The sequence below is a fragment of the Pantoea sp. PGP6 genome (assembly GCF_053474785.1).
On record NZ_JBQBMA010000001.1, the window covers coordinates 3733979 to 3759443 of the forward strand.

General features: G+C 56.4%; 25 protein-coding genes and 2 pseudogenes. 16 read left to right on the plus strand and 11 right to left on the minus strand.

Annotation, left to right across the window (positions count from 1 at the left end):
• Positions 1 to 23 precede the first annotated feature (23 nt).
• The gene (locus ACLIBF_RS18155; protein WP_448310219.1) at positions 24 to 923 is read left to right on the plus strand and encodes a tropomyosin; all 900 of its coding nucleotides are present in this window, start codon (positions 24 to 26) and stop codon (positions 921 to 923) included.
• Positions 924 to 938: 15 nt separating this feature from the next.
• On the opposite strand, the gene ACLIBF_RS18160 is transcribed toward ACLIBF_RS18155, so the two are convergent.
• Positions 939 to 1652 (minus strand): GNAT family N-acetyltransferase, encoded by a 714-nt coding sequence (locus tag ACLIBF_RS18160; protein WP_279810096.1) that lies wholly within the window; start codon positions 1650 to 1652, stop codon positions 939 to 941.
• Between the two features lie 100 nt (positions 1653 to 1752).
• Between ACLIBF_RS18160 and pdxR the strand changes: the two genes are divergently transcribed.
• The gene (gene pdxR, locus ACLIBF_RS18165) at positions 1753 to 3201 is read left to right on the plus strand and encodes a MocR-like pyridoxine biosynthesis transcription factor PdxR (RefSeq protein ID WP_279810097.1); all 1449 of its coding nucleotides are present in this window, start codon (positions 1753 to 1755) and stop codon (positions 3199 to 3201) included.
• Here the strand turns inward: pdxR and ACLIBF_RS18170 are convergent.
• Positions 3198 to 4292, minus strand: coding sequence for a LacI family DNA-binding transcriptional regulator (locus ACLIBF_RS18170; RefSeq protein WP_069728475.1), 1095 nt, complete (start codon positions 4290 to 4292; stop codon positions 3198 to 3200). The two genes, pdxR and ACLIBF_RS18170, sit on opposite strands and share 4 nt — an antisense overlap.
• Positions 4293 to 4522: 230 nt before the next feature.
• Between ACLIBF_RS18170 and ACLIBF_RS18175 the strand changes: the two genes are divergently transcribed.
• From ACLIBF_RS18175 to ACLIBF_RS18190, 4 genes are all read left to right on the plus strand, one after another.
• A complete protein-coding gene (locus tag ACLIBF_RS18175; RefSeq protein WP_046289217.1) occupies positions 4523 to 5335 on the plus strand; it encodes an ABC transporter substrate-binding protein in 813 nt (270 codons plus the stop codon).
• 61 nt (positions 5336 to 5396) lie between these two features.
• Positions 5397 to 6203, plus strand: coding sequence for an amino acid ABC transporter permease (locus ACLIBF_RS18180; RefSeq protein ID WP_069728476.1), 807 nt, complete (start codon positions 5397 to 5399; stop codon positions 6201 to 6203).
• Positions 6196 to 6951: an amino acid ABC transporter ATP-binding protein gene (locus tag ACLIBF_RS18185; RefSeq protein ID WP_069728477.1), complete on the plus strand. Its 756-nt coding sequence runs from the start codon at positions 6196 to 6198 to the stop codon at positions 6949 to 6951. The genes ACLIBF_RS18180 and ACLIBF_RS18185 overlap by 8 nt, the downstream gene beginning before the upstream one ends.
• A 19-nt stretch (positions 6952 to 6970) precedes the next feature.
• Positions 6971 to 8083 (plus strand): NAD(P)/FAD-dependent oxidoreductase, encoded by a 1113-nt coding sequence (locus ACLIBF_RS18190; protein WP_279810100.1) that lies wholly within the window; start codon positions 6971 to 6973, stop codon positions 8081 to 8083.
• 45 nt (positions 8084 to 8128) lie between these two features.
• Here ACLIBF_RS18190 and ACLIBF_RS18195 read toward each other — a convergent pair whose 3' ends face one another.
• Positions 8129 to 8632, minus strand: a complete 504-nt coding sequence (locus ACLIBF_RS18195) for an RcnB family protein (protein ID WP_279810101.1) — start codon at positions 8630 to 8632, stop codon at positions 8129 to 8131.
• Between the two features lie 131 nt (positions 8633 to 8763).
• Positions 8764 to 10017 carry a serine hydrolase domain-containing protein gene (locus tag ACLIBF_RS18200; RefSeq protein ID WP_279810102.1) on the minus strand — a complete coding sequence of 418 codons (1254 nt, stop codon included), beginning with the start codon at positions 10015 to 10017 and terminating at the stop codon, positions 8764 to 8766.
• Positions 10018 to 10288: 271 nt separating this feature from the next.
• Between ACLIBF_RS18200 and ACLIBF_RS18205 the strand changes: the two genes are divergently transcribed.
• The 10 genes from ACLIBF_RS18205 (at position 10289) to ACLIBF_RS18250 (ending at position 21293) form a co-directional block, all read left to right on the plus strand.
• Positions 10289 to 10957: a YecA/YgfB family protein gene (locus ACLIBF_RS18205; RefSeq protein WP_279810103.1), complete on the plus strand. Its 669-nt coding sequence runs from the start codon at positions 10289 to 10291 to the stop codon at positions 10955 to 10957.
• A 191-nt stretch (positions 10958 to 11148) separates the two neighbouring features.
• Positions 11149 to 11742: a transcriptional regulator UhpA gene (gene uhpA, locus ACLIBF_RS18210; protein ID WP_031376330.1), complete on the plus strand. Its 594-nt coding sequence runs from the start codon at positions 11149 to 11151 to the stop codon at positions 11740 to 11742.
• Entirely contained in the window at positions 11739 to 13238 is a 1500-nt protein-coding gene (gene uhpB, locus ACLIBF_RS18215; protein ID WP_046289174.1) for a signal transduction histidine-protein kinase/phosphatase UhpB, read from the plus strand. Before uhpA ends, uhpB begins: the two co-directional genes overlap by 4 nt.
• Positions 13239 to 13247: 9 nt before the next feature.
• Positions 13248 to 14576 carry an MFS transporter family glucose-6-phosphate receptor UhpC gene (uhpC, locus tag ACLIBF_RS18220; protein WP_448310222.1) on the plus strand — a complete coding sequence of 443 codons (1329 nt, stop codon included), beginning with the start codon at positions 13248 to 13250 and terminating at the stop codon, positions 14574 to 14576.
• A gap of 152 nt (positions 14577 to 14728) precedes the next feature.
• Positions 14729 to 16120 (plus strand): hexose-6-phosphate:phosphate antiporter, encoded by a 1392-nt coding sequence (gene uhpT, locus ACLIBF_RS18225; RefSeq protein WP_069728479.1) that lies wholly within the window; start codon positions 14729 to 14731, stop codon positions 16118 to 16120.
• A gap of 396 nt (positions 16121 to 16516) precedes the next feature.
• Complete coding sequence (locus tag ACLIBF_RS18230; RefSeq protein ID WP_279810113.1) at positions 16517 to 17758, plus strand: MFS transporter; 1242 nt, start codon at positions 16517 to 16519, stop codon at positions 17756 to 17758.
• Positions 17759 to 17775: 17 nt separating this feature from the next.
• Positions 17776 to 18939 carry a mandelate racemase/muconate lactonizing enzyme family protein gene (locus ACLIBF_RS18235; RefSeq protein ID WP_448310223.1) on the plus strand — a complete coding sequence of 388 codons (1164 nt, stop codon included), beginning with the start codon at positions 17776 to 17778 and terminating at the stop codon, positions 18937 to 18939.
• Positions 18933 to 19829: a dihydrodipicolinate synthase family protein gene (locus tag ACLIBF_RS18240; RefSeq protein WP_448310224.1), complete on the plus strand. Its 897-nt coding sequence runs from the start codon at positions 18933 to 18935 to the stop codon at positions 19827 to 19829. Before ACLIBF_RS18235 ends, ACLIBF_RS18240 begins: the two co-directional genes overlap by 7 nt.
• Entirely contained in the window at positions 19826 to 20719 is an 894-nt protein-coding gene (locus ACLIBF_RS18245) for a 2-dehydro-3-deoxygalactonokinase (RefSeq protein WP_279810107.1), read from the plus strand. The genes ACLIBF_RS18240 and ACLIBF_RS18245 overlap by 4 nt, the downstream gene beginning before the upstream one ends.
• Positions 20709 to 21293 (plus strand): 2-dehydro-3-deoxyphosphogluconate aldolase, encoded by a 585-nt coding sequence (locus ACLIBF_RS18250; protein ID WP_279810108.1) that lies wholly within the window; start codon positions 20709 to 20711, stop codon positions 21291 to 21293. Before ACLIBF_RS18245 ends, ACLIBF_RS18250 begins: the two co-directional genes overlap by 11 nt.
• Here the strand turns inward: ACLIBF_RS18250 and ACLIBF_RS18255 are convergent.
• From ACLIBF_RS18255 to ACLIBF_RS18285, 7 genes and pseudogenes are all read right to left on the minus strand, one after another.
• Positions 21282 to 21977 carry a helix-turn-helix domain-containing protein gene (locus ACLIBF_RS18255; protein ID WP_448310225.1) on the minus strand — a complete coding sequence of 232 codons (696 nt, stop codon included), beginning with the start codon at positions 21975 to 21977 and terminating at the stop codon, positions 21282 to 21284. The genes ACLIBF_RS18250 and ACLIBF_RS18255 overlap by 12 nt on opposite strands.
• Positions 21978 to 22336: 359 nt before the next feature.
• A pseudogene (locus tag ACLIBF_RS18260) lies at positions 22337 to 22429 on the minus strand (type VI secretion system tube protein Hcp); the annotation flags it as partial.
• Positions 22430 to 22451: 22 nt separating this feature from the next.
• On the minus strand, positions 22452 to 22784 hold the full coding sequence (locus tag ACLIBF_RS18265; protein WP_448310227.1) for a DUF1493 family protein: 333 nt from the start codon (positions 22782 to 22784) through the stop codon (positions 22452 to 22454).
• Positions 22778 to 23177: pseudogene (locus ACLIBF_RS18270) on the minus strand (STM2901 family protein). The gene ACLIBF_RS18265 and the pseudogene ACLIBF_RS18270 overlap by 7 nt, the downstream one beginning before the upstream one ends.
• A 237-nt stretch (positions 23178 to 23414) precedes the next feature.
• Entirely contained in the window at positions 23415 to 23900 is a 486-nt protein-coding gene (locus ACLIBF_RS18275; protein WP_448310229.1) for an Hcp family type VI secretion system effector, read from the minus strand.
• 1 nt (position 23901) lies between these two features.
• Entirely contained in the window at positions 23902 to 24423 is a 522-nt protein-coding gene (locus ACLIBF_RS18280) for a hypothetical protein (protein WP_448310230.1), read from the minus strand.
• A complete protein-coding gene (locus ACLIBF_RS18285; protein WP_354473917.1) occupies positions 24404 to 24919 on the minus strand; it encodes a DUF2778 domain-containing protein in 516 nt (171 codons plus the stop codon). The genes ACLIBF_RS18280 and ACLIBF_RS18285 overlap by 20 nt, the downstream gene beginning before the upstream one ends.
• Positions 24920 to 25465: the final 546 nt, after the last annotated feature.

The following is a 25465-nucleotide window of genomic DNA, read 5'->3' on the forward strand; positions in this document are numbered from 1 at the left end:
GAGAGGCAGACATGACAAGCACCATGATGAAGACCCACCAGGCCTTTAAAGCCCTGCAGCGGGCAGGGATCGATGAGCAGCAAGCGGAGGCGATGGTGGAGATCTTTACGGATATGCAGCAGGGAAAACCGGACCAGCCAGACGATAAGCAACTCAGCCGGGTTGAACAAAAAGTCGACCGGGTCGATGAGCGCGTCGGCCACGTTGAGCAAAAAGTCGATCAGGTCGAACAAAAAGTTGAACTGATCGATGAGCACGTTGGCAATGTTGAACGCAAAGTCGATCAGGTCGACCGAAAAGTTGAACAGACAGATGAACGCGTTAGCAATGTTGAACGCAAAGTTGATCAGGTTGACCGAAAAGTTGAACAGATAGATGAGCGCGTTGGCAATGTTGAACGCAAAGTCGATCAGGTTGACCGAAAAGTCGAACAAATCGATGAGCGGGTTGGCAATGTTGAACGCAAAGTCGATCAGGTTGACCGAAAAGTTGACCTGATGGATGAGCGACTCGGCAATGTTGAACGCAAAGTCGATCAGGTTGACCGAAAAGTTGACCTGATGGATGAGCGACTCGGCAATGTTGAACGAAAAGTCGACCTGATGGATGAGCGACTCGGCAATGTTGAACGAAAAGTCGACCAGATCGATGAGCGACTCGGCAACGTGGAACGCAAAGTTGACCAGATCGATGAGCGTCTGGGGCACGTTGAAAGAAAAGTCGATAAGCTGGGTATCCGGCTTAACCAGGTTGAAATCAAAGTCGATAAGCTCGAGGCTGGCCTGATCAGCTTAACCCGAACGGTCGAGAATCTCAGAGATGAAGTGATGACAGTGAAAAACGACATGCGCTGGATTAAGCGACTGTTAATGGTGATGACCACCACCCTGCTGGTGGCGGCCGTGAAAACCCTGTTTATCTGAATAAGCAGCGACCGGTCAGGGCAGCTTGCGCAATGTTTCCAGCTTTTCGCGCTGCTGGCCATCGGCAGTAAAGTTGTCGCTGGCCAGCCAGCGCTGCAGGCCCTTTTTCACCTGCGCCCATTCACCATCAATGATCGACAGCCAGCTGGTATCGCGACTGCGGCCTTTGTAAACAATCGCCTGGCGGAAATCGCCTTCGTAGCGGAAACCAAGACGTTCTGCCGCCCGACGTGATGGCGCATTGCAGCTATCACACTTCCACTCATAGCGGCGATAACCCAGCGTCTCAAAGGCGTAACGCATCAGCAGGAAATGGGCTTCCGTCGCCATGCGGGTCCGCTTCAGATGAGGTGAAAACGCCACATGTCCGACTTCGATCACGCCATGTTCCGGCTGAATCCGCATCAACGCCAGGCTGCCTGCCGCCTGCCCGCTGACAAGATCGATTACCGCAAAGTGCAGCGGGTCACGGCTGGCCTCCAGCTGCGCCGCATGCTCCTGCCACACCTGCCGGTTATCAAACGGCCCGACAAACATATAGGTCCAGTCGCGGCCATCTTCCGCCGCGGCGTAGGCATCGAACAGCGCTTCGCCATGGCGCGCCACGCTGAACGGCTCAAGCCGGCAAACTTCGCCAGTGAAAACCTGCGGCTGCGGAAAAGGACGGGGTTGCCAGTCCGGTAAATCGACCCCGACCGGCTGACCATACTGATTAGTGTGTTGTGACATATCGCCTCCAGGCTTCAGATGATGCCTGCAGATTGCCACTATCATGGTGGGTTAAAAAGTACCACAATGTTTGAAAATGATAGATCCACGGGAGCGCGCCATGAAGCCGGAGAGCCATCCTTTACTGCTGGCACCGTTAACGCCAGCCGCCGGAACCACGCTGCAGCAGCAGCTTTACCAGCGGATTAAACAGGGCATTTTGCAGGGCCAGCTGGCTGCCGGCGCGATGTTACCTGCCACCCGGCAACTGGCCGCTGAGCTACAGGTTTCACGTAATACGGTGCTTAACGTCTGGACTCAACTGCAGGCGGAGGGCTATCTGATGAGCGATCGACAGGGTAGCCGCGTCAGCCTGCTGGCGTTACCGACAGCCCGGCCAGATGACAACGGGTTAGCTCACTGGCCGCTGGCAAAACGGCTTGATGCCCTTCAGCTCAGCCAGCGTTTCGATACCGGAACGCTGCCGCTGCGCCCCGGCATTCCGGCGCTGAATCATTTTCCGTTAGCCGCCTGGCGTCGGGCGCTTAATCATGTGCTGAACCACACGCCATCGCGCCAGTTGGGTTATGGCGACCCGCTGGGTGATCCTGAACTGCGTGCCGCACTGGCGCAGCAGTTGCGTATCACGCGCGGTGTTCGGTGTGATGCCGGACAGATTGTGATTACCGAAGGAGCGCAACAGGCGCTGATGCTGTGCGTCACTCTGCTGAGCGATCCGGGTGACCACGGCTGGGTTGAAGATCCAGGCTATCGTGGGGCCAAAGCGGCCATGCAAGCCGGCGATCTGCGCGTGGTTCCGATTCCCATCGATCAGCAGGGCCTGGCTCCGCAGCCGCAACACTGGCAACAGTCCCCACCGCGCCTGATCTACACCACGCCAACCCATCAGTATCCGACTGGCGCGGTGATGAGCGCAGCCCGGCGGCTGGCGCTGATTTCGGCGGCGCGGCAGCAGCAGGCGTGGATTATCGAAGATGATTATGATGGCGACTTCCGGCACCACGGCGAGCCGATTGCCGCCATGCAGGGGATGACCGATAACGCGCCGGTGATCTATCTCGGCTCCTTCAGCAAGACGCTGTTCCCTGCCCTGCGTATCGGCTTTATGGTGCTGCCCGCGCCGCTGGTCAGTAATCTGCGACCGGCGCTGCATCAGCTGCTACGTGGCGGTAATCCGCTGGAGCAGCAGGCGCTGGCACGCTTTATTCTCAGCGGCGATTACAGCCGGCATTTGAGTAAAATGCGCCGCCTCTATCGCCAGCGTCAGGCCCTGTTGCGCAGTGAACTGCAGCAGGCCGCGGGCCAGCCGATACCCTTACTGGGTGGCGACAGCGGAATGCATCTGGTCTTGCCAATCGAGGCGCATCAGAATGACGTGGCGATAGCCAACAGGCTGATTCAGGCTGGCTACGCGCCTGCGGCACTCTCGACCTTTTATCTGACCGAACCGGCACAGCGCGGCCTGGTGATTGGCTATGGCAACAGCAGCAGCACGCAGATCACCGCGGCGGTACGACAGTTGCGCCGGGTGCTGGGCTGGCCGGGTTAACGTCTGCCGCGTGGCTCACTGTCGCTGGCCGGAGCAGCAATCGATTCCCGCAGTATCAGCCGGGCATCAAAGCGCGGCATTGGACCGGCCGCTTCGCCACGAATTTCGGCAATCAGCCGGCGTGCCGCTTCACGCCCCATCTCGTATACCGGTTGCGCCACTACCGTCAGCGGCGGCGTCACAATTTCGCTCCATGGAAAGTTGTCATACATCACGAAGGAGAGATCCGCCGGGATGCGCAGCCCGCGCTGCGTCACTTCACGCAGCAGCCACATCGCTACTACGCTGTCAGAGGCCACCAGCGCACTGGGTGGCTGCGGGCGCTGCCACAGCTCAGCCACGATGCGGGCGATCTGCGCTTCATCCAGCGCATTCACTTTTACCAGCGACGGATCAAATTCCACTCCCGCCGCGGCAAACGCCTGCATCATGCCACCGACGCGCTGGGCAACCGGCGTCAGGCCAAAATCAGCTGGCGCACGGTAGTCACCGGTCAGCGCCATGCTGGTGACATAGGCGATATGACGATGGCCGGCCTGCAGTAACCGGCTGGTGGCGTCAGCCGCCACTTTGGTGAATTCACAGCAGATCGCTTCGACATCAAGGCCGGTAACTGCACGATCGAACAGTTTCAGCGCCCGGCCCTCTTCCAGCACCTGCATCAGATGGCTGTTTTGATCGCGCTCTGAACAACTGGGGGCCACGATAATGCCGTCGACCCGCTTCTCCAGCATCACCCGTACCGCATCCTGTTCAGCCTGCAGCTTTTCGTCGCTGTTGCTGAGCAGCAGATGGTAACCGGCGGTACGCGCCACATCCGCCATGCCGCGCAGGGCGAGGCCGAAGTGGGGATTTTCAATATCCCCGACAATGACACCGATGGTGTTAGAGCGCCCGGTATTCATGCTGCGCGCCAGCTCATTCGGACGGTAGCCCAGTGCGGCAGCGGCGCTGTTTACCCGCGCCTGCACCTCATCACTGACCGCGCCATAGCCCCCGAGCGCACGCGCCGCCTGGGCCTTGGAAACCTTTGCCGCGCGCGCCACATCCGCCACGGTGGGTGCTTTAGAACGTAATTTCTGGCTGGTCATAATTATTTTGAATCACAGGTTGATGACAGGAAGATTGACGCCGAAAAAAGGCTGTGCTTAAACTCATTGTAACCCCTTGAGACCGGTCTCACAACGCCCACGTCCACAAGGTGTCACCTGCGTTGAGACCGGTCTCAAAAATAATCACCGGCTCAACAGTCTCTGATGTTTAAACCTGCAAAAACGGATGAGCTATGAAATCGCAAACCAAACCGGGCAAACGGCCTGGCATGCTGTTCGGCACTGTGTTCAGTAAGACGTTCAGCACCCTGCTCGCACTCTGTGCACTTTCGTTCTCTACGCTGGCTGCCAGCGATGACAATCCCTACGGCCTGATCGAACCGGGCCAGCTACGCGTCGCCAGCGTCGGCGATTCCAGACCTTATACCTTCACCGATGCCAGCGGTCAGTTCACCGGCTTTGACGTCGAATTCTTTAAAAATGTCGCCCATCGCATGGGAATCGATAAGGTCGATTTTGTCGGTCAGGACTTCTCCGCCATCATGCCGGCGGTCGCCAACGGTCAGTATGATGCGGCGGTCGCGGCGATCGGCATCACCCCGGCACGTGAAAAAACCGTCGATTTCTCTACTGGCTATCTGGCGGGCTTTCTCACCGTGCTGACCCGCAGCGACAGCGGCGTGAAGAATGTCGCCAGTCTGGCAAAACGGCGGCTTGGCGTCGTTCAGGGCACGCTGCAGGAGAACTACGCGGTGGAACACTTCACCCAGACCGACATCGTGCGCTTCCCGGATAACAACAGCGCGGTCTCGGCGCTCAATAATGGCACGCTCGACGCCATCTTCCTCGACTATGAGGCCGCCAAAAGCTACGCCGAACGCTTCAAGCTGGTCTCTGCTGCCGATATCCCCTCTTTTGATGCCCCGGCCGGTATCGCCATCGCCAAAGGCAAACCCGCCTTTAAGGCCGCACTGGACAGCGCCATTAAAGCGGCGATGCAGGACGGCACCTGGCAGCGGCTCTATCAGAAGTGGTTCCCCGGCTCGCCAATGCCCAAACAGTATCTGCCTGGCGGTCAGTAAAGTGGCGGACGTTCGCGTCCTGAGTTAACCGGGGAATGCCCCGCACTGCATGGAGACGGCGATGGACTTGCTCACGATTCTTTCCCGCACCTTCTTTGATTTTTCCTCAATGAGGGAAGTGCTGCCGCAGATGCTGACCACCGGGCTGGTGAATACGGTGATTATCTCGCTGGCGGCCACCCTGCTTGGCACACTGTTTGGCCTGCTGCTGGCGCTGATGGGCATTTCGCCCTCGCGCTGGCTGCGCCTGCCCGCCCGGCTGTATACCGATCTGTTTCGCGGTCTGCCGTCGATTCTGACCATCCTGCTGATTGGTCAGGGCCTGGCGCGATTCAGCTATCAGCTGTTCGGTCCGACGCCTTACCCGCTGGGGATCTTCGCCCTCAGCCTGATTGCCAGCGCCTACATGGGCGAGATTTTCCGCGCCGGCATTCAGAGCGTCGAACGCGGCCAGATGGAAGCCTGTCGCGCGCTGGGGATGAGCTATGGCCGGGCGATGCGGCTGGTGGTGATCCCGCAGGGGATCCGCCGGGTGCTGCCCGCCATCGTCAATCAGTTCATCGCCATCATTAAAGACTCGTCGCTGGTCTACCTGCTGGGGCTGATGACCCAGCAGCGCGAGCTGTTTCGCGTCGGCCAGGATGCAGCGGTGCTGACCGGCAATCTGTCGCCGCTGATGCTGGCCGGGCTGTTCTATCTGATCATCACCGTGCCGCTGACGCACATGGTCAACTACGTGGATGTGCGTTACCGCACCGGCCGCCGTCGCCTGACCGCGCCGCAAAGTGGTTTAAAAGAGGTGGAGGAAGTCAGACGGCCCAACGGCGCGCTGGCCACTCACCCGCTGACCGGAGGCAACCATGAATAACCGCACAACCAGCGCCAGCTGGCACGGAGCCAGCCTGGAGCTGCGCGATCTGACCCTCGCCTATGGCCCGATTGAGGTGCTGCGTAACGTCTCGCTGCGGGTCGCGCCCGGCAGCACCACCTGCATTATCGGGCCATCCGGCTCGGGCAAATCGACCCTGCTGCGCGGTATTAACCGGCTGCATGAGCCGAAATCGGGCGATGTGTTGCTGGCCGACCGATCGGTACTGCGCGACAAACCGGACGCACTGCGGCTGCGGATTGGCATGGTGTTTCAGCACTTCAACCTGTTTCCCGATCACAGCGCGCTGGAGAACGTGGCGCTGGCCCCGTGGCGCGTCAAAGGCTTGCCCAAAGCGCAGGCGATGGCGATTGCCCGTCAGCGGCTGGAAGAGGTTGGTCTGGGTCCGCGCGCCGATCACCGGCCACGCGATCTCTCCGGCGGCCAGCAGCAGCGGGTGGCGATTGCCCGCGCGCTGGCGATGGATCCGGAGGTGATGCTGTTTGATGAGGCGACCTCGGCGCTCGATCCCGAACTGGTGAAAGGCGTGCTGACGCTGATGGCCGATCTCTGTCGTCGCGGCATGACGATGGTGGTGGTAACGCATGAAATGGGCTTTGCGCGCAAAGTGGCGGATCAGGTGGTGTTTATGGACGAAGGCGAGATTGTCGAAGCCGGGCCGCCAGCCGCTATTTTCGATGCGCCGCAGTCACCGCGCCTGCAACGTTTTCTCTCTGAAGTGCTGTAACTGAGTAAGGAACCTGATAATGGCGGTAAAAACTGAAATGAAAGTGGTGGTGCTGGGCGGTGGCGTGCTGGGCGTATCGACGGCGCTCGAGCTGGCGAAACGCGGGGCAGCGGTAACCTTAGTGACCGAAGCCGCGCTCTGCTCCGGCGCCTCAGGACGCTCGCTGTCGTGGCTCAACTCAGCGGGCGAGCGGTCGAAACCTTATCATGCGCTACGCATGGCCGGCATCGATCGCTATCGCACCCTGTTTGCCCGGCATCCGACACTCGACTGGCTGCGGTTTGACGGCGGGATCTGCTGGTCGGACAGCGACGTTGCCGCGACGGAGGCGCGCCACGCTTATGAAAAAGCCCACGGCTACGATTCACAGCTGATCACGGCTGAAAACGTGGCGCAGGCGGATACTGCGGTCGATCCCGATGCGCTGGCGGCCCAGGCAATATTTAATCCCGGTGAAGGCTGGGTCAGCCTGCCGCATCTGGTGGATTATCTGGTCAATCAGTTCCGGGCACTGGGCGGCGAAGTGGTAGAACACGCCGGTAAAGCCAGCGTGATCACCGATCGGGGCCGGGCCTGTGGCATTCGTAGCGATAAAGGCGAGCTGCGCGCCGATGCGGTGCTGGTTGCCTGCGGTCCCTGGACGCCGGATGTGGTGGCACCGCTCGGTGTGACTATCCCCAACGGCTCGCCGGTTTCGATGCTGGTGATCACCGAACCGTCCGCCCAGCCGCTGAAAGCGGTGCTGAACACCCCGCGCGCCGCGGTTCGTCCCAATCCTGGCAACCGTTTTGCGCTCGATCACGACTGGTATGAAGCTGATATCCAGCCGCTGGCCGACGGGGAATACCGGATTGATGAGCAGGTGGTGGCGCAGCTGGCGCAGGAAGCCAGCCGGTTATTGCGTGGCGATCGGCCGCTCAAAGCTGAGAGCTGGAAGATTGGCCTCAAGCCGATTCCAGGTGATGGCGATCCGGTGCTGGGTGAACTGCAAAAGGTACCGGGCTGTTACGTGGCGTTCAGCCACTCCGGTGCCACGCTGGCGCTGATTGTCGGGGAATTACTGGCGGACGAGATGATCAGCGGCGAAAAACATCCGATGCTGGCAAGCTTTGGTGCGGAGCGTTTCAGCTAAAAAAAAGCCGGTCGTGCTGACCGGCTGATTTTTTAACCGCTTATTTTAACCGCGGAAGAAGATATCGCCCGATTTCCCCATGACGATTTTGCCGGTGTCATTGGTAATCAGGATGTAATTGGCGTTGATATAGGCCCAGTGGGTATTCTCCTGCGGCGCAGGCAGATTACGTTTTTGCCACTCGGTAATGGTGTAGGTTTTATCAGTGTACTTCTCTGGCACCGTGTCGCCGACTTTATACTGTTTGTAGTCGATGATGATGATGTTGAGATCGTAGTTCGGCTGTCCGCCAGTCGACGGCGCTGGCGTGGTCGGCGTAATGCCATCATTCGATTGTGAGCTGGATGGCGCCTCAGTCTGTGCGGCACCGGCATCCGGCTGAGCGTTAACCGCGCCAGGCTGCGACTGGGCGTCAGGATTGGCAGGCTGAATCTGTGGCGGCGGCGGAACGGTATCCGTTGCTTCACCGGCGGCCTGCACAGCAGGGATCAGGCTCAGCGAGCCAACCAGTAATCCCATTGAGAAAAGTACACGTTGAGTCCTGCGCATAATGATTTCCACGTTAAATTGATTTTAGTGACGGTAGACAGGCTAAAGACAATCTTTATAGCGATACAGTTCCCCTCGCGTCAAAGCTAAGTGTAAGGAAAGACGACGCTATTCGTTTCACCACGCACCGGTTACTGTCCAACCACTTTATCCTTAGTTGCCAGATCGACCAACAACGCAATGCCTAAATAGTTGCTCCAGTTAAAGGCGTTTTGCAGCACTACAATCGCGTTGCCACGGGCTTTATCGTAGCCGATAAAGCTGGCATAGCCGCCAATGTAACCGACCTGGTAGGTTATTTGCTCTCCCGCGACCCGATCGGTGACCCAGGCGATATTCTGTGCCTGGCTTCCCTGTTGATACCACGCCCGATTCACCGCGGCAAAGGCCTGATCCAGCGACCGATCGCCGGTGGCGCTCAGATGCGCACGCAGATAAGCGATCAGATCGCGTGCATTGCTGTAAAGACTGGCTGCCGCCACCATGTTGCCGTGGAAATGCCAGTCCGGCGTCAGCGCGCCACGGGCGATAAATTTGGGCTGATCGCCGGCGTGACCGAGTGCGCGCAGCGGATACCCGGCCAGCGTTTCGGGCCGGAAGCTGCTGTGCGTCATCTGCAACGGCGTAAAAATCAGCGTTGAGGCCAGCGACTGGATATCCTGATGAAAGCGTTCACGCAGAATATAGCCGAGCAGCGCATAGCCGAGATTGGAGTAATGCGGCACGCGCACCGCTGGCGCAGAGAAATCGGCGAGATAATCGAGCAGCGCATCGCTGTCGAGATTGCTATAGAAGTTTTCGCCATTGCCCAGATAGCGGATGAACTGATACAGCATCGGCAAGTCCATATCCTGACGCGGCAGACCAGCGGTGTGGGTGACCAGTTGCAGCAGCGTAATGCGTTTTGCGTCCTCGCTCAGCCGCACCCCAGGCAGCAGATCGGCCAGCGTGTCGTGCCAGTGCAGCTGGCCCTGATTCACCAGCTGGCTAATCACCTCTGCCGTCACCCCTTTACTCAGCGAACCGAGCGCAAACAGCGTGTCGGGCGTAATCGGATAACGGTGCTGCCGATCGGTCACCCCATAAGCGTAAAATTGTGCCGGACCACCACGATGAACGATCGCAATGCTGATGCCGGGAACCTGCTTTTGCTGCATGTAGTGACGCACAATGTCGTCAACATTTTCATGGAAGGTGGCGTGAGTCAGGTAAACGCGGTCGCCGACCGGGGCCGACGTCTGCGACAGAGTGCCACAACCCGCGAGGATCAGGATGATGGCAGGCCACAGCAGGGCTATTATTCTGAATCGGCCTGAGGCACGGCGGTGGAGATCCCGCCAGGTGCGAAGCGTGCTCGCCCGACCGGAGAAAAAGTCTGTTCTCATTTTTTATTATAATAATCAGTTAATTAAGTTTGATCGTGATGTAACAGACCCGCTGTCGCGCAAAAATGTATCACAAAGCGACAGTCGGCTATAGCGCGCTAAACCGACTAAAAGTGGTGTAACCGGCGGATTGAGGGTCGCCGTGCCGGCAACTGAAACCACCTGCCCGGCCTGAGGTAAGCTGTGTTGCAGCGCGCAAGGGTGTACACTGCTGCGGCTTTATGGCTTGAACGCCGTGCTCACATTTTTGAAATGCCCGGGAGGCAACCGCATGAAAGAAGGCCCACTGTCCGAGAAAGAGCTGCAATGGCTGGAAGATATGCTGGAAAAATATGGCAACGAAGCGTCGATTCTGGATGTCTCCGAGCTGGACGGTCTGCTGACCGCCGTGCTGTCCGGACCGACCACCGTCGAACCCAGCAAATGGCTGGTGGCGCTGTGGGGCGGCGAGAAGCAGATCCCAAAATGGAGCAACGAACGTGAAATGACGCGTTTTATGGAGCTCTGTTTTCAGCACATGAATGATGTGGCTGACCGGCTGTCTGAATTCCCTGAGCAGTTCGAACCGCTGTTTGGCATCCGTGAGATGGAAGGTCTGGAATTTACCGTGGTTGAAGAGTGGTGCTTCGGCTACATGCGCGGCGTATCGCTGACCGACTGGTCTGCCCTGCCGCAGGATCTGCAACCGGCGCTGGACGCCATCGCCTTACACGGCGTGGAAGAGAATCTCGAAAAACTGGATGCGATGACGCCGGATGAGATGGAAGCCAGCATTGAGGCGATCCGCCCTGCTGCGCTGGCGCTGCACGATCACTGGATCTCCCAGCCTGAAGCGGTGCCGGTGCCGCAGAAGCCGATCTCGGTAGAAAAGCTGCCAGGTCGTAACGATCCCTGCCCGTGCGGCAGCGGTAAAAAATATAAGCAGTGCTGTCTGCATTAATTCGTCACCTGGCCGGAGTGGGATCGCCGCCCGGCCTGCCACGCCAGACGATCCTGCCGCTGCGCTGATGATCGCTCCGATCCCACCGGGATCAACATCCCGCCACCGTCCTCGTGCCAGACTGCTCACGACTTGAACAGCCACGCGCTTATCGCTAAGGTAAGCGCGAATTTACCCGCCAGGAACGCATCATGATTACCATCGCGCTTATTGACGATCACCTGATCGTCCGCTCCGGGTTTGCCCAACTGCTGGGACTGGAACCCGATTTTCAGGTTGTGGCCGAGTTTGGATCGGGCCGAGAGGCGCTGGCGGGTTTACCGGGACGCGGCGTGCAGGTCTGTATCTGCGACATCTCGATGCCCGATCTCTCCGGTCTGGAACTGCTGAGCCAGCTTCCCGCCGGCTTAGCCACCATTATGCTGTCGGTACACGACAGTCCGGCGCTGGTGGAGCAGGCGCTTAACGCCGGCGCGCGCGGTTATCTCTCCAAACGCTGTCGCCCCGATGAGCTGATCGCTGCCGTGCGCACGGTCTCGGCCGGTGGCTGTTACCTGACGCCGGAGATCGCCCTTAAGCTGGCCGCCGGACGTCAGGACCCGCTGACCCGACGCGAACGCCAGGTAGCCGAGAAGCTGTCGCAGGGGATGCCGGTGAAAACCATTGCGGCCGAGCTGGGCCTGTCGCCAAAAACCGTTCACGTCCACCGCGCCAACCTGATGGAAAAACTCGGCGTCAGCAACGACGTCGAGCTGGCGCGCCGCATGTTTGACGGCTGGCAATGACGCCGCTTCTGTCGCGGCTGATATCAGTGGCCGCCAGCGTCTGCATCTTTTCGGCGGCGTGGTTCTGCCTGTGGAGCATCAGCCTGCATCTGGTGCAACGGCCCGAGCTGGCGGTGCTGCTGTTTCCGTTTGGCCTGCGGCTGGGCCTGATGCTGCAATGTCCGCGCGGCTACTGGCCGGTGCTGCTGGCCAGCGAGTGGATGCTATTGATCTGGCTGTCGCACCAGGTCGCGCTGGCGCATCTGCCACTGCTGATGGTCGGCGGCGTGCTGACGCTGCTGCCGGTGGCGCTGATCTCCCGTTATCGCCACCAGCGCGACTGGCGCACGCTGCTGCGTCAGGGTGCCGCGCTGATCGCCGCCGCACTGCTGCAATCGCTGCCGTGGGCCGGTCAGCAGGAGATGCTGAACGCCCTGCTGCTGACGCTCACCGGCGGGCTGACGCTGGCCCCTACCTGCCTGGTTATCTGGCACTATCTCACCCGTACCCGCTGGCAGCCGCTGGGACCGGCGCTGATCTCCCAGCCGGTTAACTGGCGCGCCCGACATCTTATCTGGTATCTGCTGCTGTTTATCATCAGCCTGGGATTGCAGCTTGGCCTGCCGGCAGAGCTGGCGCGCTTTACGCCATTTTGTCTGGCGCTGCCGATTATTGCGCTGGCGTGGCACTACGGCTGGCAGGGTGCGCTGATCGCTACCCTGATGAATGCCATTGCCCTGATTGCCAGCCAGACCTGGCACGATCATCCGGTCGATCTGCTGCTATCGCTGCTGGCGCAAAGCCTGACCGGACTGCTGCTCGGTGCCGGTATCCAGCGGCTGCGTGAGCTTAATCAGTCGCTGCAGCATGAGCTGGCGCGCAACCGGCGGCTGGCTGAACGTCTGGTCGAGACCGAAGAGAGCGTGCGCCAGGAGGTAGCGCGTGAGCTGCACGATGACATTGGCCAGACCATCACCGCGATTCGTACCCAGGCGGGCATCGTCCAGCGGCTGGCACCCGATAATGGCCGGGTGATCCAGAGCGGCGCGCACATCGAGCAGCTGTCGCTGGGAGTGTACGATTCGGTGCGGCGACTGCTGGGACGGTTACGGCCGCGTCAGCTAGACGATCTCTCGCTGGAGCAGGCGGTCCGCTCGCTGATGCGTGAGATGGAACTCGACGATCGCGGTATCGTCAGCCATCTCGACTGGCACATTGATGAGAACCTGCTCAGCGAAGGCCAGCGCGTCACGCTGTTTCGCGTCTGCCAGGAAGGCCTGAACAATATCGTGAAGCACGCCAGCGCCAGTGCGGTGATGCTCAAAGGCTGGCAGCAGGATGAACGAGTGATGCTGGTGATTGAAGATGATGGCTGCGGCCTGCCGTCCGGTTCCGGCCAGCAGGGTTTTGGTCTGGCCGGAATGCGCGAACGGGTGGCCGCGCTGGGCGGCACGCTGGCGATATCCTGTACCCACGGCACCCGCGTCAGCGTTCATTTGCCGCTGCGTACGGTGTGAGGAGTGAATGTGTTTAGCTTTCTGAAAACCCCGGCCAACGCCGCCCCGCTGCAGGATAAAGCGGAGATCGATCGCCGCTATCGCTACTGGCGACGGCATATCATGGTGACCATCTGGCTGGGCTATGCGCTGTTCTATTTCACCCGCAAAAGCTTCAACGCCGCCGCCCCGGAGATCCTCGCCAGCGGCGTGATGACCCGTACCGATATCGGCCTGCTGGCGACGCTGTTTTACATCACCTACGGCCTGTCGAAATTTTTCTCCGGCATCGTCAGCGACCGCTCCAACGCCCGCTACTTTATGGGGCTGGGACTGATTGCCACCGGGGTAGTGAACATCCTGTTCGGCTTCTCCACCTCGCTGTGGGCCTTTGCGTTGCTGTGGGCGGTTAACGCCTTCTTCCAGGGCTGGGGCGCGCCGGTCTGCGCCCGCCTGCTGACCGCCTGGTATTCGCGCAATGAACGCGGCGGCTGGTGGGCGCTGTGGAACACCGCGCACAACGTAGGTGGCGCACTGATTCCGATGATGATCGGGGCGGTGGCGCTGCATTACGGCTGGCGCAGCGGGATGATGGTGGCGGGCGGATTAGCGATTCTGGCCGGTCTGTTTCTCTGCTGGCGACTGCGCGATCGGCCTCAGACCGTTGGCCTGCCCGAGGTCGGCGACTGGCGGCAGGATGAGATGGAGATGGCGCAGCAGCAGGAAGGCGCGGGCCTGAGCCGCAAAGCGATCCTCACCCGCTACGTGCTGCTGAACCCCTACATCTGGCTGCTGGCGCTGTGTTATGTGCTGGTTTACGTGGTACGCGCGGCGATCAACGACTGGGGCAATCTCTACATCTCGGAGACGCTGGGCGTCGATCTGGTAACCGCCAATTCAGGGGTGACGATGTTTGAGCTGGGCGGATTTATCGGCGCGCTGGTGGCCGGCTGGGGATCGGATAAGCTGTTTAACGGCAACCGCGGCCCGATGAACCTGATTTTCGCCGCCGGGATCCTGCTGTCGGTGGGATCGCTGTGGCTGATGCCGTTCACCAGTTACGTGATGCAGACGGCGTGCTTTTTCACTACCGGCTTCTTTGTCTCGGGTCCGCAGATGCTGATTGGCATGGCGGCGGCCGAGTGTTCTCACAAGGAGGCGGCGGGTGCGGCGACCGGCTTTGTCGGGCTGTTCGCCTATCTTGGCGCGTCGCTCTCCGGCTGGCCGCTGGCGTGGGTGATCGACAGCTGGCACTGGAGCGGCTTCTTTGCGGTGATTGCGATTGCGGCCGGTATCTCCGCACTGCTGCTGCTGCCATTCCTCAATGCGCAGGCGCCGCGTCCGGTCGACGAAGCGTGATGCGCCTCTCCTTTTTGCCGCATGTGGGGCAAAACTAAGAAATTTTCCTGGTTTCGCCTGGCGGCTGTCTCAGGCCAGGCGGGCGGCTGATTTTTACAATGCCAGCCATTCGCTGCCCGTTGCAGCTTTTCCAACCAGGAGAACCCCCATCCATGCTGGCCTTTCTTAATCAGGTGCGCAAACCGACCCTGGACCTGCCGCTCGACGAGCGGCGCAAGCTGTGGTTCAGACCCTTTATGCAGTCCTATCTGGTGGTGTTTATCGGCTACCTGACCATGTATCTGATCCGCAAGAACTTCAACATTGCGCAGAACGATATGATCACCACCTACGGGCTAAGCATGACGCAGCTGGGGATGATTGGTCTCGGCTTCTCGATCACCTACGGCGTCGGTAAAACGCTGGTCTCCTATTACGCCGACGGCAAAAACACCAAGCAGTTCCTGCCGTTTATGCTGATCCTGTCGGCCATCTGTATGCTCGGCTTCAGCGCCAGCATGGGCACCGGATCGGTCAGTCTGTTCCTGATGATTGCGTTTTATGCCTTGAGCGGTTTCTTCCAGAGTACCGGCGGCTCCTGTAGCTACTCGACCATCACTAAATGGACCCCGCGCCGCAAGCGTGGCACCTATCTGGGGATGTGGAATATTTCGCATAACCTCGGCGGTGCCGGTGCGGCAGGCGTGGCGCTGTTTGGTGCCAATTATCTGTTCGACGGCCACGTGATTGGGATGTTTATCTTCCCGTCGATTATTGCGCTGATTGTTGGCTTTATCGGTCTGCGTTTCGGCAGTGATTCGCCGGAGTCGTATGGGCTGGGCAAAGCCGAAGAGCTGTTTGGTGAAGAGCTGAGCGAAGAAGATAAAGAAGCCGAAGATGAGTCGATGACCAAATGGCAGATCTTCGTTGAGTACGTGCTGAAAAACAAAGTGATCTGGCTGCTGTGCTTCGCCAATATCTTCCTGTATGTGGTGCGCATCGGCATCGATCAGTGGTCAACCGTTTACGCGTTTCAGGAGCTGAAACTCTCTAAAGAGGTGGCGATTCAGGGCTTTACCCTGTTTGAAGTCGGTGCGCTGGTCGGCACGCTGCTGTGGGGCTGGTTATCCGATCTGGCCAACGGTCGTCGCGGGCTGGTGGCCTGTGTGGCGCTGGCGCTGATTATCGCCACGCTGGGGATCTATCAGCATGCCAGCAACCAGTATATTTATCTGGCTTCGCTGTTCGCACTTGGTTTTCTGGTATTTGGTCCGCAGCTGTTAATCGGCGTCGCCGCGGTCGGCTTTGTGCCGAAAAAAGCCATCGGCGCAGCGGATGGCATCAAAGGTACCTTCGCCTATCTGATTGGCGACAGCTTCGCCAAACTCGGCCTGGGCATGATCGCCGACGGCACGCCGATATTCGGCCTGACCGGCTGGGCCGGCACCTTTGCCGCGCTGGATGCCGCCGCTATCGCCTGTATCACTCTGATGGCGATGGTTGCAGTGATGGAAGAGCGCAAAATCCGCCGCGAGAAACGGCTGCAGCGGCTGAAGATGGCGTGATGTTAGGTAGCTGATAGGTGCCGCTGACGGTAAATCGCAACGGCCAGCGTGGCGGAGAGCAGTGCGCTCTGCTGCGCTGGCCGTTTTTTCATTAACCGTTTAATCAGAAGGTTAGTTAACAGGACTGGTGCCGGGCAGATGGCTGCATTTAACCGGCGCGCCGCTGGTTGCTTCACTATGTGAAGCAAAAAAACGATTCAATCTTTGCTCCACCTCACGCAATCCTCGCCCGTTCCGACATGCTGCGCCTAAAGCTCATACGCTCATTCCAACAGCCACCCAATGTGGTCATCGTTATTACCTTCAGGAGAGCGTATGGATCATTCAGCCCGCCAGTACGGTATTGAGGTCGCGCCGACGACAGTTAAACGTTCGCCCAGACGCACCGCCAAAATTATGATGTCTGCCGGGATAGGTCACTTTATCGAGTGGTTTGACTTTGGCTTGTACGGCACCCTGGCGGCCATTATCGCCAGCAACTTTTTTGTCAGCGCCGATCCGGCAACCGCGCTGTTAAAGTCTTTCGCCGTGTTCGGTTCCGGCTTTCTTATGCGTCCATTGGGCGGGCTGTTCTTTGGCTCAATGGGCGATCGTCTGGGCCGACGCAAAGTGCTGGTCACGGTGATTGTGATTACCTCACTCTCAACCTTTGTGATGGGGATTTTGCCGACCTGGCACCAGGCAGGCATTATCGCCCCTATCCTGCTGGTAATAACCCGACTGGTGCAGGGCTTTGCGGCGGGCGGTGAAAGTTCCGGGGTTATTACTTATCTGGCCGAAAGCGCCGCACCGAACCGGCGGGCTACGCTCACCTGCTGGAGCGAAAACTTCAGCTTTATGGCCTTCGTTTGTGGCTCGGGGCTGGTACTGCTGCTGACCCATACGTTAAGCGACGCCGCAATGAACGACTGGGGATGGCGCATTCCCTTTCTGCTTGCCGCCCCGCTCGGCCTGGGTGGGCTGTATATGCGCCGCAATATGGAAGACTCGGCTGCATTTTATAAGCTGCAGGCCAGCGGAAAGATCGAGAAATCGCCGCTGCGCAAAACGCTCAGCTCATCTGGCCGCGCCCTGCTTTTCTGCGTCGGCTTTGTGGTGGTTAAAGCGGTCAGCAGCTGGGTGCTGCAATCCTTTATGCCGGGCTACCTCTCCACCCACCTGCATTACAGCCGGACCGACTCTTATCTCATCACCACGCTGGGCTTGCTCAGTGTCGCTGTCTGTATGCCGCTTACCGGCTATCTTTCCGATCGCTGGGGCCGCCGTCCGTTAATGCTGATGGGATGTGGCGGCTTCATTCTACTGACCTATCCCGCCATGTTGCTGATGACGCAAGGTTCGGTGATGACGTCGATAGCGGCCATGAGCCTGCTGGGCGTATTTGTCGCCATGTTTAACGGCGGCTGTGGCGCAGCGATGGTGGAGCTGTTTCCCACCGCCATTCGCTACGGCGGCATTGCCGTCGCCTACAACCTGACGGTGGCGGTGTTTGGCGGCGTAACGCCTCTGGCCTCAGCCAGCCTGATTGCCTGGACCGGCGATCCGCTCTCTCCCGCCTGGTACGTAATGATCACTGCCCTCGTCTCTTTTATTGCGGTGTGGTTCGCCAAAGAGACCGCCGGCAAAATCCTTGATTAATCTGAACCGGAGTTAATATGCAAATCAGTCAGGTTGAATGCTTTCCGCTGAAAATTGCCGCTGACCAGATCTATCTGGGCGGCAACGCCACTGGCAATGAAGCGGATTATTATTATCGCCCTGAATACCGCTGCGTCTATTCCCGCAAGATGGAAACCTGCCTGGTAAAGATTACCACCCGCGACGGCCACGTCGGCTGGGGCGAGGCGCTGGCACCGGTAGTACCGCAGGTGATTGCTGAACTGATCAACCAGCTGTTCAGGCCGTTAATTATCGGTCGATCGCCGTTCGATAGCGCCGTGCTGAATTCACGCATGTACGATGCGATGCGCGATCGCGGCCATATCACGGGCTACCATATTGATGCGCTGGCCGCCGTAGATATCGCTCTGTGGGATCTTAAAGGCCAGATCCTCAATTTGCCGGTGTATCAGCTGCTCGGGGGAGCCTACCGCGAGACCATTCCTTGCTATGTCTCCGGCTTGCCGGAACCGGATCTGGAATCCCGCGCTGTGCTGGCCAGACGCTGGCAGGAAAAGGGGTTCAGCGCCTTTAAACTGGCATTGGGTTATGGCGTCAGCGAAGACATCCACAATGTAAAAGTTATCCGTGAAGCGCTCGGCCCGGAAGCACAACTGTTCGTTGATGCCCACTGGAATTACAGCGTTACCGAAGCGAGTGAACTCGCACAGCGCCTGCACGCGCTTGGTGTTGGCTTCCTTGAAGCGCCGCTGCTGCCAGAAGATGTTGCCGGTCATCGTGAACTGCGCGCCAAAAGCCCGATAGCCATTGCGCTGGGTGAAACGGAACGCACCCGCTACCAGTTTAAGCCGCTGATTGAGCAACGCGCCGCAGACATCCTGCAACCTGATGTTGGCCGTACCGGTATCAGCGAACTGATGCATATCGCCGCGCTGGCGGAAACCTGGAACCTGCGTGTAGCCCCTCATCTGAGCGTGGGTCAGGGGCCGTGTATCGCCGCCTCAATCCATGCCGCTGCCGCAATACCTAATCTGTTCATGCTTGAGTACCAGCCTCCGGTTTTCAACGTCGCTAATCAGTTACTTAAACAGCCGCTGGTCTGTGAACAAGGCGCATATCAGTTGCCAAGGGGAGCCGGACTGGGGATTGAAATCGATGAAGAGGGTCTACGTAAACATCTGACGGAGGCAACATGCTAAAAGGTAACGTGCCTATTCTGGCCACCGCGTTTACTGAACAAGGCGAGCTGGATCTTGCCTCAGTTGAACGCCTGGTCCACTTTCTGTTGCAGCAGGGCGTTGATGGGCTGGCGCTGTTTGGCAATGCTTCTGAAGGCTATGCTCTGACGCAGGATGAGAAGCAGGCGCTTTTTTACTGCGTCAAAAAACAGGTCGGCGATTTGCCGCTGGTGGCGGCGGCGGGCGGTGCCTCTTCAGCCGTCGCAATTGATGAGATCAACCGGGTACAGCGTTGGGGTGCCGATATCGCTATGGTTAATCCCCCCGCCGTGGTTAAACCCGGCCCGGAAGAACTCTACCGCTTCTGGCGGGATATCAGTCAGGCCTGCAGCATCGATATCATGATTCAGGATGCACCGCTGATGACCGGTGTGACCATGCCGGTAACGACGCTGGTTCGTGTTTGCGAAGATTTCCCGACCATCAAGTACATCAAAGTTGAGCAGCCACCGACGACGCTAAAAATCAGCGCACTGAAACAGGCATTAGGCGATCGGGTCGGCCTGTTTGGCGGCCTGAATGCCGGCTTTCTGTTTGAAGAACTCTGCCGGGGGATAACCGGCACGATGCCGGCCTGCGAATTCCCGGACGTGATTAATACCATTCTTCACTGCTGGCATCAGGATCGAAAAGCAGCCCAGAGCCATTTTTACCGTTACCTGCCCTTTCTTCGCTACGGTGTCCAGCCCGGTATCGGCGTGGCTATTCATAAAACCGTGCTGCACCGGGCAGGGATTTTTAGCAGTGATTACGTCCGCGAACCAGCAAAAAGTCTGGATGAGATTACCCGTCTGGAGCTGAAGGAACTGACCGATGCGCTGCCGCTGGCGGTACTGGAGAGGCAGGCATGAACTATATCGCGGTCGACTGGGGCACCAGTAATTTTCGGGCGCTGAGCGTACGAGATGGCAGGATGATCAAAACGGTCGAGGCGGACTGCGGGGTCGGTAAATGCCAGCGCGCTGCCTTGCCGTTAATATTGCAGCAGCAACTGTTACGGCTCGGCGAGGCTTATGATGAACAGCTGCCGGTTATATTGTGCGGCATGATTGGCAGCAATATCGGCCTCGCTGACGCGGGATATCTCAGTTTACCGCTTAGCTTCAGCGCGCTTTTCGGTAAAGGCCAGCCGCTGCCGGGGATCATCCCGAACCCGGTGAGTCTGCGCCCGGGTATCTGTGACCGACGGGTGAATGAAATATGCCGCGGGGAAGAGATGCAACTGGCCGGCGGGTTGATGCTCTCTGCTGCGCAGAACTTTGCCGCTGTCGGCACCCACAGTAAGTGGCTCCGAGTCGATCGTCAGCAGCAGCAGGTGACCCGATTACAGACGCTGATGACCGGTGAGCTGTATGCGCTATTGCTTAATCACTCGGTGCTGGGCAAGGGATTGCCCGAGCAATGCTGGTCACATCAAGCCTTTCTAAGCGGTATTGAAACGGCGCAGAGAATTCAGCATCAGCAAACCGATTTGATTAGCGAGCTTTTCCGCTGTCGGGGGCGTTATATCCTTAAGGCCCTCGCGGCAGAGGCGGCAGCGGCATGGCTATCCGGGTTACTGATTGGCCATGAACTTTTATCCGGGGCGACTGACCCGGAGACGATCTGTTTTATCGGCAGTGAAAGCCTGTTAGCGCATTACCGGCTGGCCTGTGAGGCGCTAAATCAGCCGGCAGAATTTCTGCCTGCGGAAACCGCCCTGATAGCCGGACTGAATGAGGTGTTCCGCCATGGCTATTAACTCACAGGTTATCGCTATATTACGCGGCATTCGTCCGGAAGAGGTTAATCACCATATCCGCTGCCTGCTGGATAATGACATCAGCCAGATAGAAATCACAGCTAACTCGCCTGACTGGCAATCCAGTATTCAGGCAGCGGTTAAGCACTTCGGTCCTCACCTGAATATTGGCGCAGGAACGGTGGTTAATCGCCGCCAGGTCGATGAAAGCCTGGCCGCCGGAGCCCGGTTTATTCTCACACCCAATCTTGATCCGCAGCTGGTAGCCGAAGCGAAAAAGCAGGGATTAACGGTGTATGCCGGAGTGTTTAGCGCCAGTGAAATTTTCCTTGCTGCCGGACTGGGCGTGGAGGTGATGAAAATATTTCCGGCCTGCGCATTGCCGGTTAATTATCCGCAACTGATCAAAGGCCCGCTTTCTCAGCCGGTACGGTTTTCAGCGGTCGGCGGGATAACGGTCGATAATGCGGCTGACTATCTGGTTCACTATGACAGTGTCGGGATAGGTTCGTCGTTGTACAGGCCCGGGCAGTCGGTTGCCGAAACGGCGAAGCGCTGTAAATTATTGATTTAACATAGTCAGTGGTTCGCCACTGATTTTTTTCGCGGCAGATATCAGGTACAAACTTAACATCTCAACGTCCATCTTTTCACTGTTGATATTGGATAAGGCGATGGCCGCTGGCATGCCAGGGATATTACATGCCAGTCGGTAATCATGCTGACCATAGGCCTTGGCGAACACCTGATGGCGGCGTGCCTGTTCAATATCATTTTTCAGCAGCCGATAATCATGAATACCGATTTGGCTGATAATTTCCTGATTACTCATTGCTGATAATAATTTGATGCCAATCACCGAGTCATGCACCGGATAGGATTGATAATTCCCGATAGCACGGGCAATGCTTTCTCCTCCGCGTGTATGGATGATGTAGACCACATTGGTGCCGCTCAGGACGCCGATAACAATAGAAATAGCCGGGTTGCCGCTCTCTTCCAGAATGCCGATCACCGCATTATAAAACGCTGAATTATGGATAGCGTAGGCCGAGAGACGATGGATACCGATGCCGAGGCTGTATTTGCGCCGCGCATCGCGATGCACCATATCCAGCGCCAGCAGCGTTTTCATCAGGCGCGTTATTTTGGCCGAGTCGAGCGCCAGTTCACGTCCCATTTCACGAATGCCCTGCGGCCGGGCCGCTGAAGCGAGCAGCTCCAGGCAACGGAAAGCGTCATAGACGGTACTGTTCATGATGAACTCCGGGTCCGGGCGTGAGTCATGCCGTTATTCTCCAGCCTTTACTCACGCAAGCAACCCGCAATGGTCAGATCTGGAACCTGTTTCAAATGCTGAGAGGAATGGGGATTTTTAAAGCTGGTTCTGTGAGGAGCGGGTCAGCACCTGACCTGGCCAGGGGATATTTATCTGTTTCTTTCCGACAGGTTTCGACTAAATGGGTCAGGTTAGTTGCCTTAAATGAATGGCAGGAGAGCGATAACGCGTGCACGCTCATTGAGCAATGAATCATCATTAGCTATTGGAATGGCAGCAGGCCGGAGAAAGGAAAAATCTGAAGGCAAAAGAAACGACATGACTGACCGGCGATGGGATTCAATACTCCCTTCGCGGTCTGCAACATCAGATGAACCACGAATCATTGCTCCCCCATCATCAGTTAAAAATAAGTGTACAGGCACAGCCATTTTTAATGCTTCTTGCTGTTGATTAGTCGTATAACCATTTACCGGCTTTTGCTGATTCAATCAGCATTCCGATAGTTAAATCGGGCACCGCAATGGGGTTAGGCTTGTTGAACGGGTTCCAGAAAATTGGTTCATCAGGATAATAATTTTCAATCCTTAAGCTTCCCCTGGTGACCTGAAACTCGGTGAAAAACTCATCCATTAGCTCTTCGGCTTCGCCCACATCCAACTGCATATCCGTATCTAAGTCGGTTTCGGGTGTAAGTAATCTTTGCTTGTTCTCATTGTTGAATAAGTAAAAACCGTTATGCCGTTTGGCTAAAGCAAAAATGCGTTGTCCAATGTCCTCTACCATAATTTATCACTACCTCGCGCTATACGATTGTAATCACGTATGGAGACGTAAGTTATTTGCGTTATATCTGCAATTAAAATCACCTCACCGATGAGAGGAATAGTCCGACCTGTAAAAGCGCTCAATTTTGAGACCATTCTTCGTTTAGCTGTCCATGGGGTGTATCCACCAACCCATGTCGGTAACTTTATACCAAATGGAAATTTGGCAGACTTAAAATATTTCCGCATCGTTGAAATACGTGAAGTTCCTGCTTTAGCGCCTTTTGGTTTAGTACGGGTTTTCTGATCGTTAATACCACTGTAAAGCGCGACCACGGCTAGCAGATCATCAATTCTAAAGTGGTCTGCTGTGGTTTCACAGAAAATAACAAACAGTATTCTGAGACGTTATGGTTGGATACCCTGAATAAAACCAGCTTCATTTAGTACTTGTGGCGTATACGAACCAAAATTCTTATAAGTCTGTGTGGGAATTTTTTAGGTAATCCAGAAGGCATCCGGATAAAAGAATCGTTAATGCTTGTTGTGGTGCTGAGAGGTTATAATTGAATGTCTCCTTACAACCCTTCAAGTCTTGCCGAATGCTTCAGCGCTAAAAGTGAGCTTAAGCATCTGTAATCAAAATCCTTCAGGTCCGTACATTCCAGTCATCTGTGTACTGCACATTGCCATCAACATAACGCCAGGTAATTTTTTCGTACATCAGGGAAACAGATTCCATATGGTTAATCTGTAAATTACCGGTCATTTTGGTATTTGGCATCCCCGGATTAATACCCGTAATTTTCACTCCCTCCATAGTCATAATAAAATAGCACTCTTCCTGCCCCGCATAATTAATCCGATACCAACGAATTTCGGCGCTTTTCAGCGTCTGTCCTGTTGCGACAGCCTTGTAAAGATAAGGGCTGGCACTATCGAATTCTTTTTCAATCATCATTGGCGAGTGTGAGCGCTTACCGGTAATTTTACCGTTAGCACTGTCTACCGGAATGTTCAGTCCGTGACTAAAACCAACAATTTCAATACTGCCTTCACGTTCCTGAACATCAACTGAACCTTTGATGTCAGCACCGCCGTCATCTTTAAGCCACATATACGCGGGAATAGGCATTTTACAAACTCCTTTTGAATGTCATTTTCTTGGTGATTAAGCTGTAGCAGGCAATCGTCAATAGCAGGTTTAAGACTACCAATGTCGCCAGAGTAAATGCTGAAAACACCTTTTCATCTGGAAAAAAAGCGTGATAAGGCAGGCAACGGAACAGTATCCAAAAAATGCATGTGAACGTGAATATCTTTGCTAACCGGCGTAATGTTGAAAAAGCCCACTCTTCAGGAAGACGAGCCAGCTCAATATTATGCGTCACGCCCTTAAAAACAGAGAGAACCACGCTCATGACAGGAACACTGATCAGTGTATTTATTAAGAGACTAAAGTAAACCTGTAACGCTTCCCAGGACTCCGGATCAGGCTCACCCAGAATGAAATGGGTAAATCTCTGTGCGCTTTGAAAATCAAATAATGCCGTTATAGCAACAACTAAACCATCATAGGGAACCACTTTAGCTACGATCAGCATAATTGCAGTAAACAGCGCTATTTTGATAAAAAGATTAAGGGCATGTTTTGCCATTGGCAATTACCTCAATCGTTCCGTAGGCCATTAGTTGCTTCATACAAGGAACCGCTATCTTTTGCGTTCTCAGTAATGCGTTACGTAACATGGCATAATCAGAGTCATGCGGAAGCGTAATACACCCTTCGGATAGTGCGCCCGGATGCAAACGAAAGTTACCTCGCTTGACGTTCTCTACCCATGTGTAATCATCGATCGTCCCATCATCCCGCCATATTGCGAACCATTCGGAATGCCTGAACGTAGCGCCACTGGCAAAGTGGTTATAAATATCCCTGACACCGGCATTTAATTGTGATTTGAGCCCTCCCTGAGGACGGTCAACAATCCAGTATTTTCCTGCTGGTACCGGCCCCTCTCCGGAAATCATTCCACAGGCTCCACGATTGCGGTAAGCACCATTGCCAGAGAACGCTAAGAACGTTCCCACGCCCGGAAAGAATAAGGGTGAGTAGTAAGCATCATTAATTACAAACTTTCCATGTAGCGCCATAAGCATCCCTTATTCAGGCTAGTTGATTGATAATGCTACAGGCGATTTTCCAACCTTTATAGTGAAAATCAGACTCATTACAAAGTTAATGAGGACAAAAGGGGTATAGATTTACAATGATTATTACAAGGTTGTTATAACTAAATCACTTTTTTTAATATTCTGAAGATAATGTTACTTTCATTATCTTCATCCGGGACAACCACTCCATATAAGAGCGTTTATATAAATTATTTTTCAGGGAGAGATCGAGGAGTGATTGCGATGATTATCATATTTCGCAATTAAGCAAGGGCATGTAATTCGAACCAATAATATTTACAGTAAACTTTCATGGTAGCCGGTTCAGGAAACTGTGGCAGATGGGTCTGCGACAGGCCAGTAGCGGTAAGTAATAAAAGTAAGGTGTCAGACAAAGAGTCTGACGCAACGTCGTGCCTGTATTCTGACAGGCTTGTCTTTGTCGGCCAGCCGCTATGATGACGTCCGGCTGTGGATGTTCATTTATTCGGGCACATTCTGAACTTGTGCTTTAGCTCAGACACT

What these genes read in the sequence shown, in the direction of transcription:
- ACLIBF_RS18155 (WP_448310219.1), top strand. Translation starts at nt 24, where the DNA reads ATGATGAAGACCCACCAGGCCTTTAAAGCCCTGCAGCGGGCAGGGATC.
- ACLIBF_RS18160 (WP_279810096.1), bottom strand. Translation starts at nt 1,652, where the DNA reads ATGTCACAACACACTAATCAGTATGGTCAGCCGGTCGGGGTCGATTTA.
- pdxR (WP_279810097.1), top strand. Translation starts at nt 1,753, where the DNA reads ATGAAGCCGGAGAGCCATCCTTTACTGCTGGCACCGTTAACGCCAGCC.
- ACLIBF_RS18170 (WP_069728475.1), bottom strand. Translation starts at nt 4,292, where the DNA reads ATGACCAGCCAGAAATTACGTTCTAAAGCACCCACCGTGGCGGATGTG.
- ACLIBF_RS18175 (WP_046289217.1), top strand. Translation starts at nt 4,523, where the DNA reads ATGCTGTTCGGCACTGTGTTCAGTAAGACGTTCAGCACCCTGCTCGCA.
- ACLIBF_RS18180 (WP_069728476.1), top strand. Translation starts at nt 5,397, where the DNA reads ATGGACTTGCTCACGATTCTTTCCCGCACCTTCTTTGATTTTTCCTCA.
- ACLIBF_RS18185 (WP_069728477.1), top strand. Translation starts at nt 6,196, where the DNA reads ATGAATAACCGCACAACCAGCGCCAGCTGGCACGGAGCCAGCCTGGAG.
- ACLIBF_RS18190 (WP_279810100.1), top strand. Translation starts at nt 6,971, where the DNA reads ATGGCGGTAAAAACTGAAATGAAAGTGGTGGTGCTGGGCGGTGGCGTG.
- ACLIBF_RS18195 (WP_279810101.1), bottom strand. Translation starts at nt 8,632, where the DNA reads ATGCGCAGGACTCAACGTGTACTTTTCTCAATGGGATTACTGGTTGGC.
- ACLIBF_RS18200 (WP_279810102.1), bottom strand. Translation starts at nt 10,017, where the DNA reads ATGAGAACAGACTTTTTCTCCGGTCGGGCGAGCACGCTTCGCACCTGG.
- ACLIBF_RS18205 (WP_279810103.1), top strand. Translation starts at nt 10,289, where the DNA reads ATGAAAGAAGGCCCACTGTCCGAGAAAGAGCTGCAATGGCTGGAAGAT.
- uhpA (WP_031376330.1), top strand. Translation starts at nt 11,149, where the DNA reads ATGATTACCATCGCGCTTATTGACGATCACCTGATCGTCCGCTCCGGG.
- uhpB (WP_046289174.1), top strand. Translation starts at nt 11,739, where the DNA reads ATGACGCCGCTTCTGTCGCGGCTGATATCAGTGGCCGCCAGCGTCTGC.
- uhpT (WP_069728479.1), top strand. Translation starts at nt 14,729, where the DNA reads ATGCTGGCCTTTCTTAATCAGGTGCGCAAACCGACCCTGGACCTGCCG.
- ACLIBF_RS18230 (WP_279810113.1), top strand. Translation starts at nt 16,517, where the DNA reads ATGATGTCTGCCGGGATAGGTCACTTTATCGAGTGGTTTGACTTTGGC.
- ACLIBF_RS18235 (WP_448310223.1), top strand. Translation starts at nt 17,776, where the DNA reads ATGCAAATCAGTCAGGTTGAATGCTTTCCGCTGAAAATTGCCGCTGAC.
- ACLIBF_RS18240 (WP_448310224.1), top strand. Translation starts at nt 18,933, where the DNA reads ATGCTAAAAGGTAACGTGCCTATTCTGGCCACCGCGTTTACTGAACAA.
- ACLIBF_RS18245 (WP_279810107.1), top strand. Translation starts at nt 19,826, where the DNA reads ATGAACTATATCGCGGTCGACTGGGGCACCAGTAATTTTCGGGCGCTG.
- ACLIBF_RS18250 (WP_279810108.1), top strand. Translation starts at nt 20,709, where the DNA reads ATGGCTATTAACTCACAGGTTATCGCTATATTACGCGGCATTCGTCCG.
- ACLIBF_RS18255 (WP_448310225.1), bottom strand. Translation starts at nt 21,977, where the DNA reads ATGAACAGTACCGTCTATGACGCTTTCCGTTGCCTGGAGCTGCTCGCT.
- ACLIBF_RS18265 (WP_448310227.1), bottom strand. Translation starts at nt 22,784, where the DNA reads ATGGTAGAGGACATTGGACAACGCATTTTTGCTTTAGCCAAACGGCAT.
- ACLIBF_RS18275 (WP_448310229.1), bottom strand. Translation starts at nt 23,900, where the DNA reads ATGCCTATTCCCGCGTATATGTGGCTTAAAGATGACGGCGGTGCTGAC.
- ACLIBF_RS18280 (WP_448310230.1), bottom strand. Translation starts at nt 24,423, where the DNA reads ATGGCAAAACATGCCCTTAATCTTTTTATCAAAATAGCGCTGTTTACT.
- ACLIBF_RS18285 (WP_354473917.1), bottom strand. Translation starts at nt 24,919, where the DNA reads ATGGCGCTACATGGAAAGTTTGTAATTAATGATGCTTACTACTCACCC.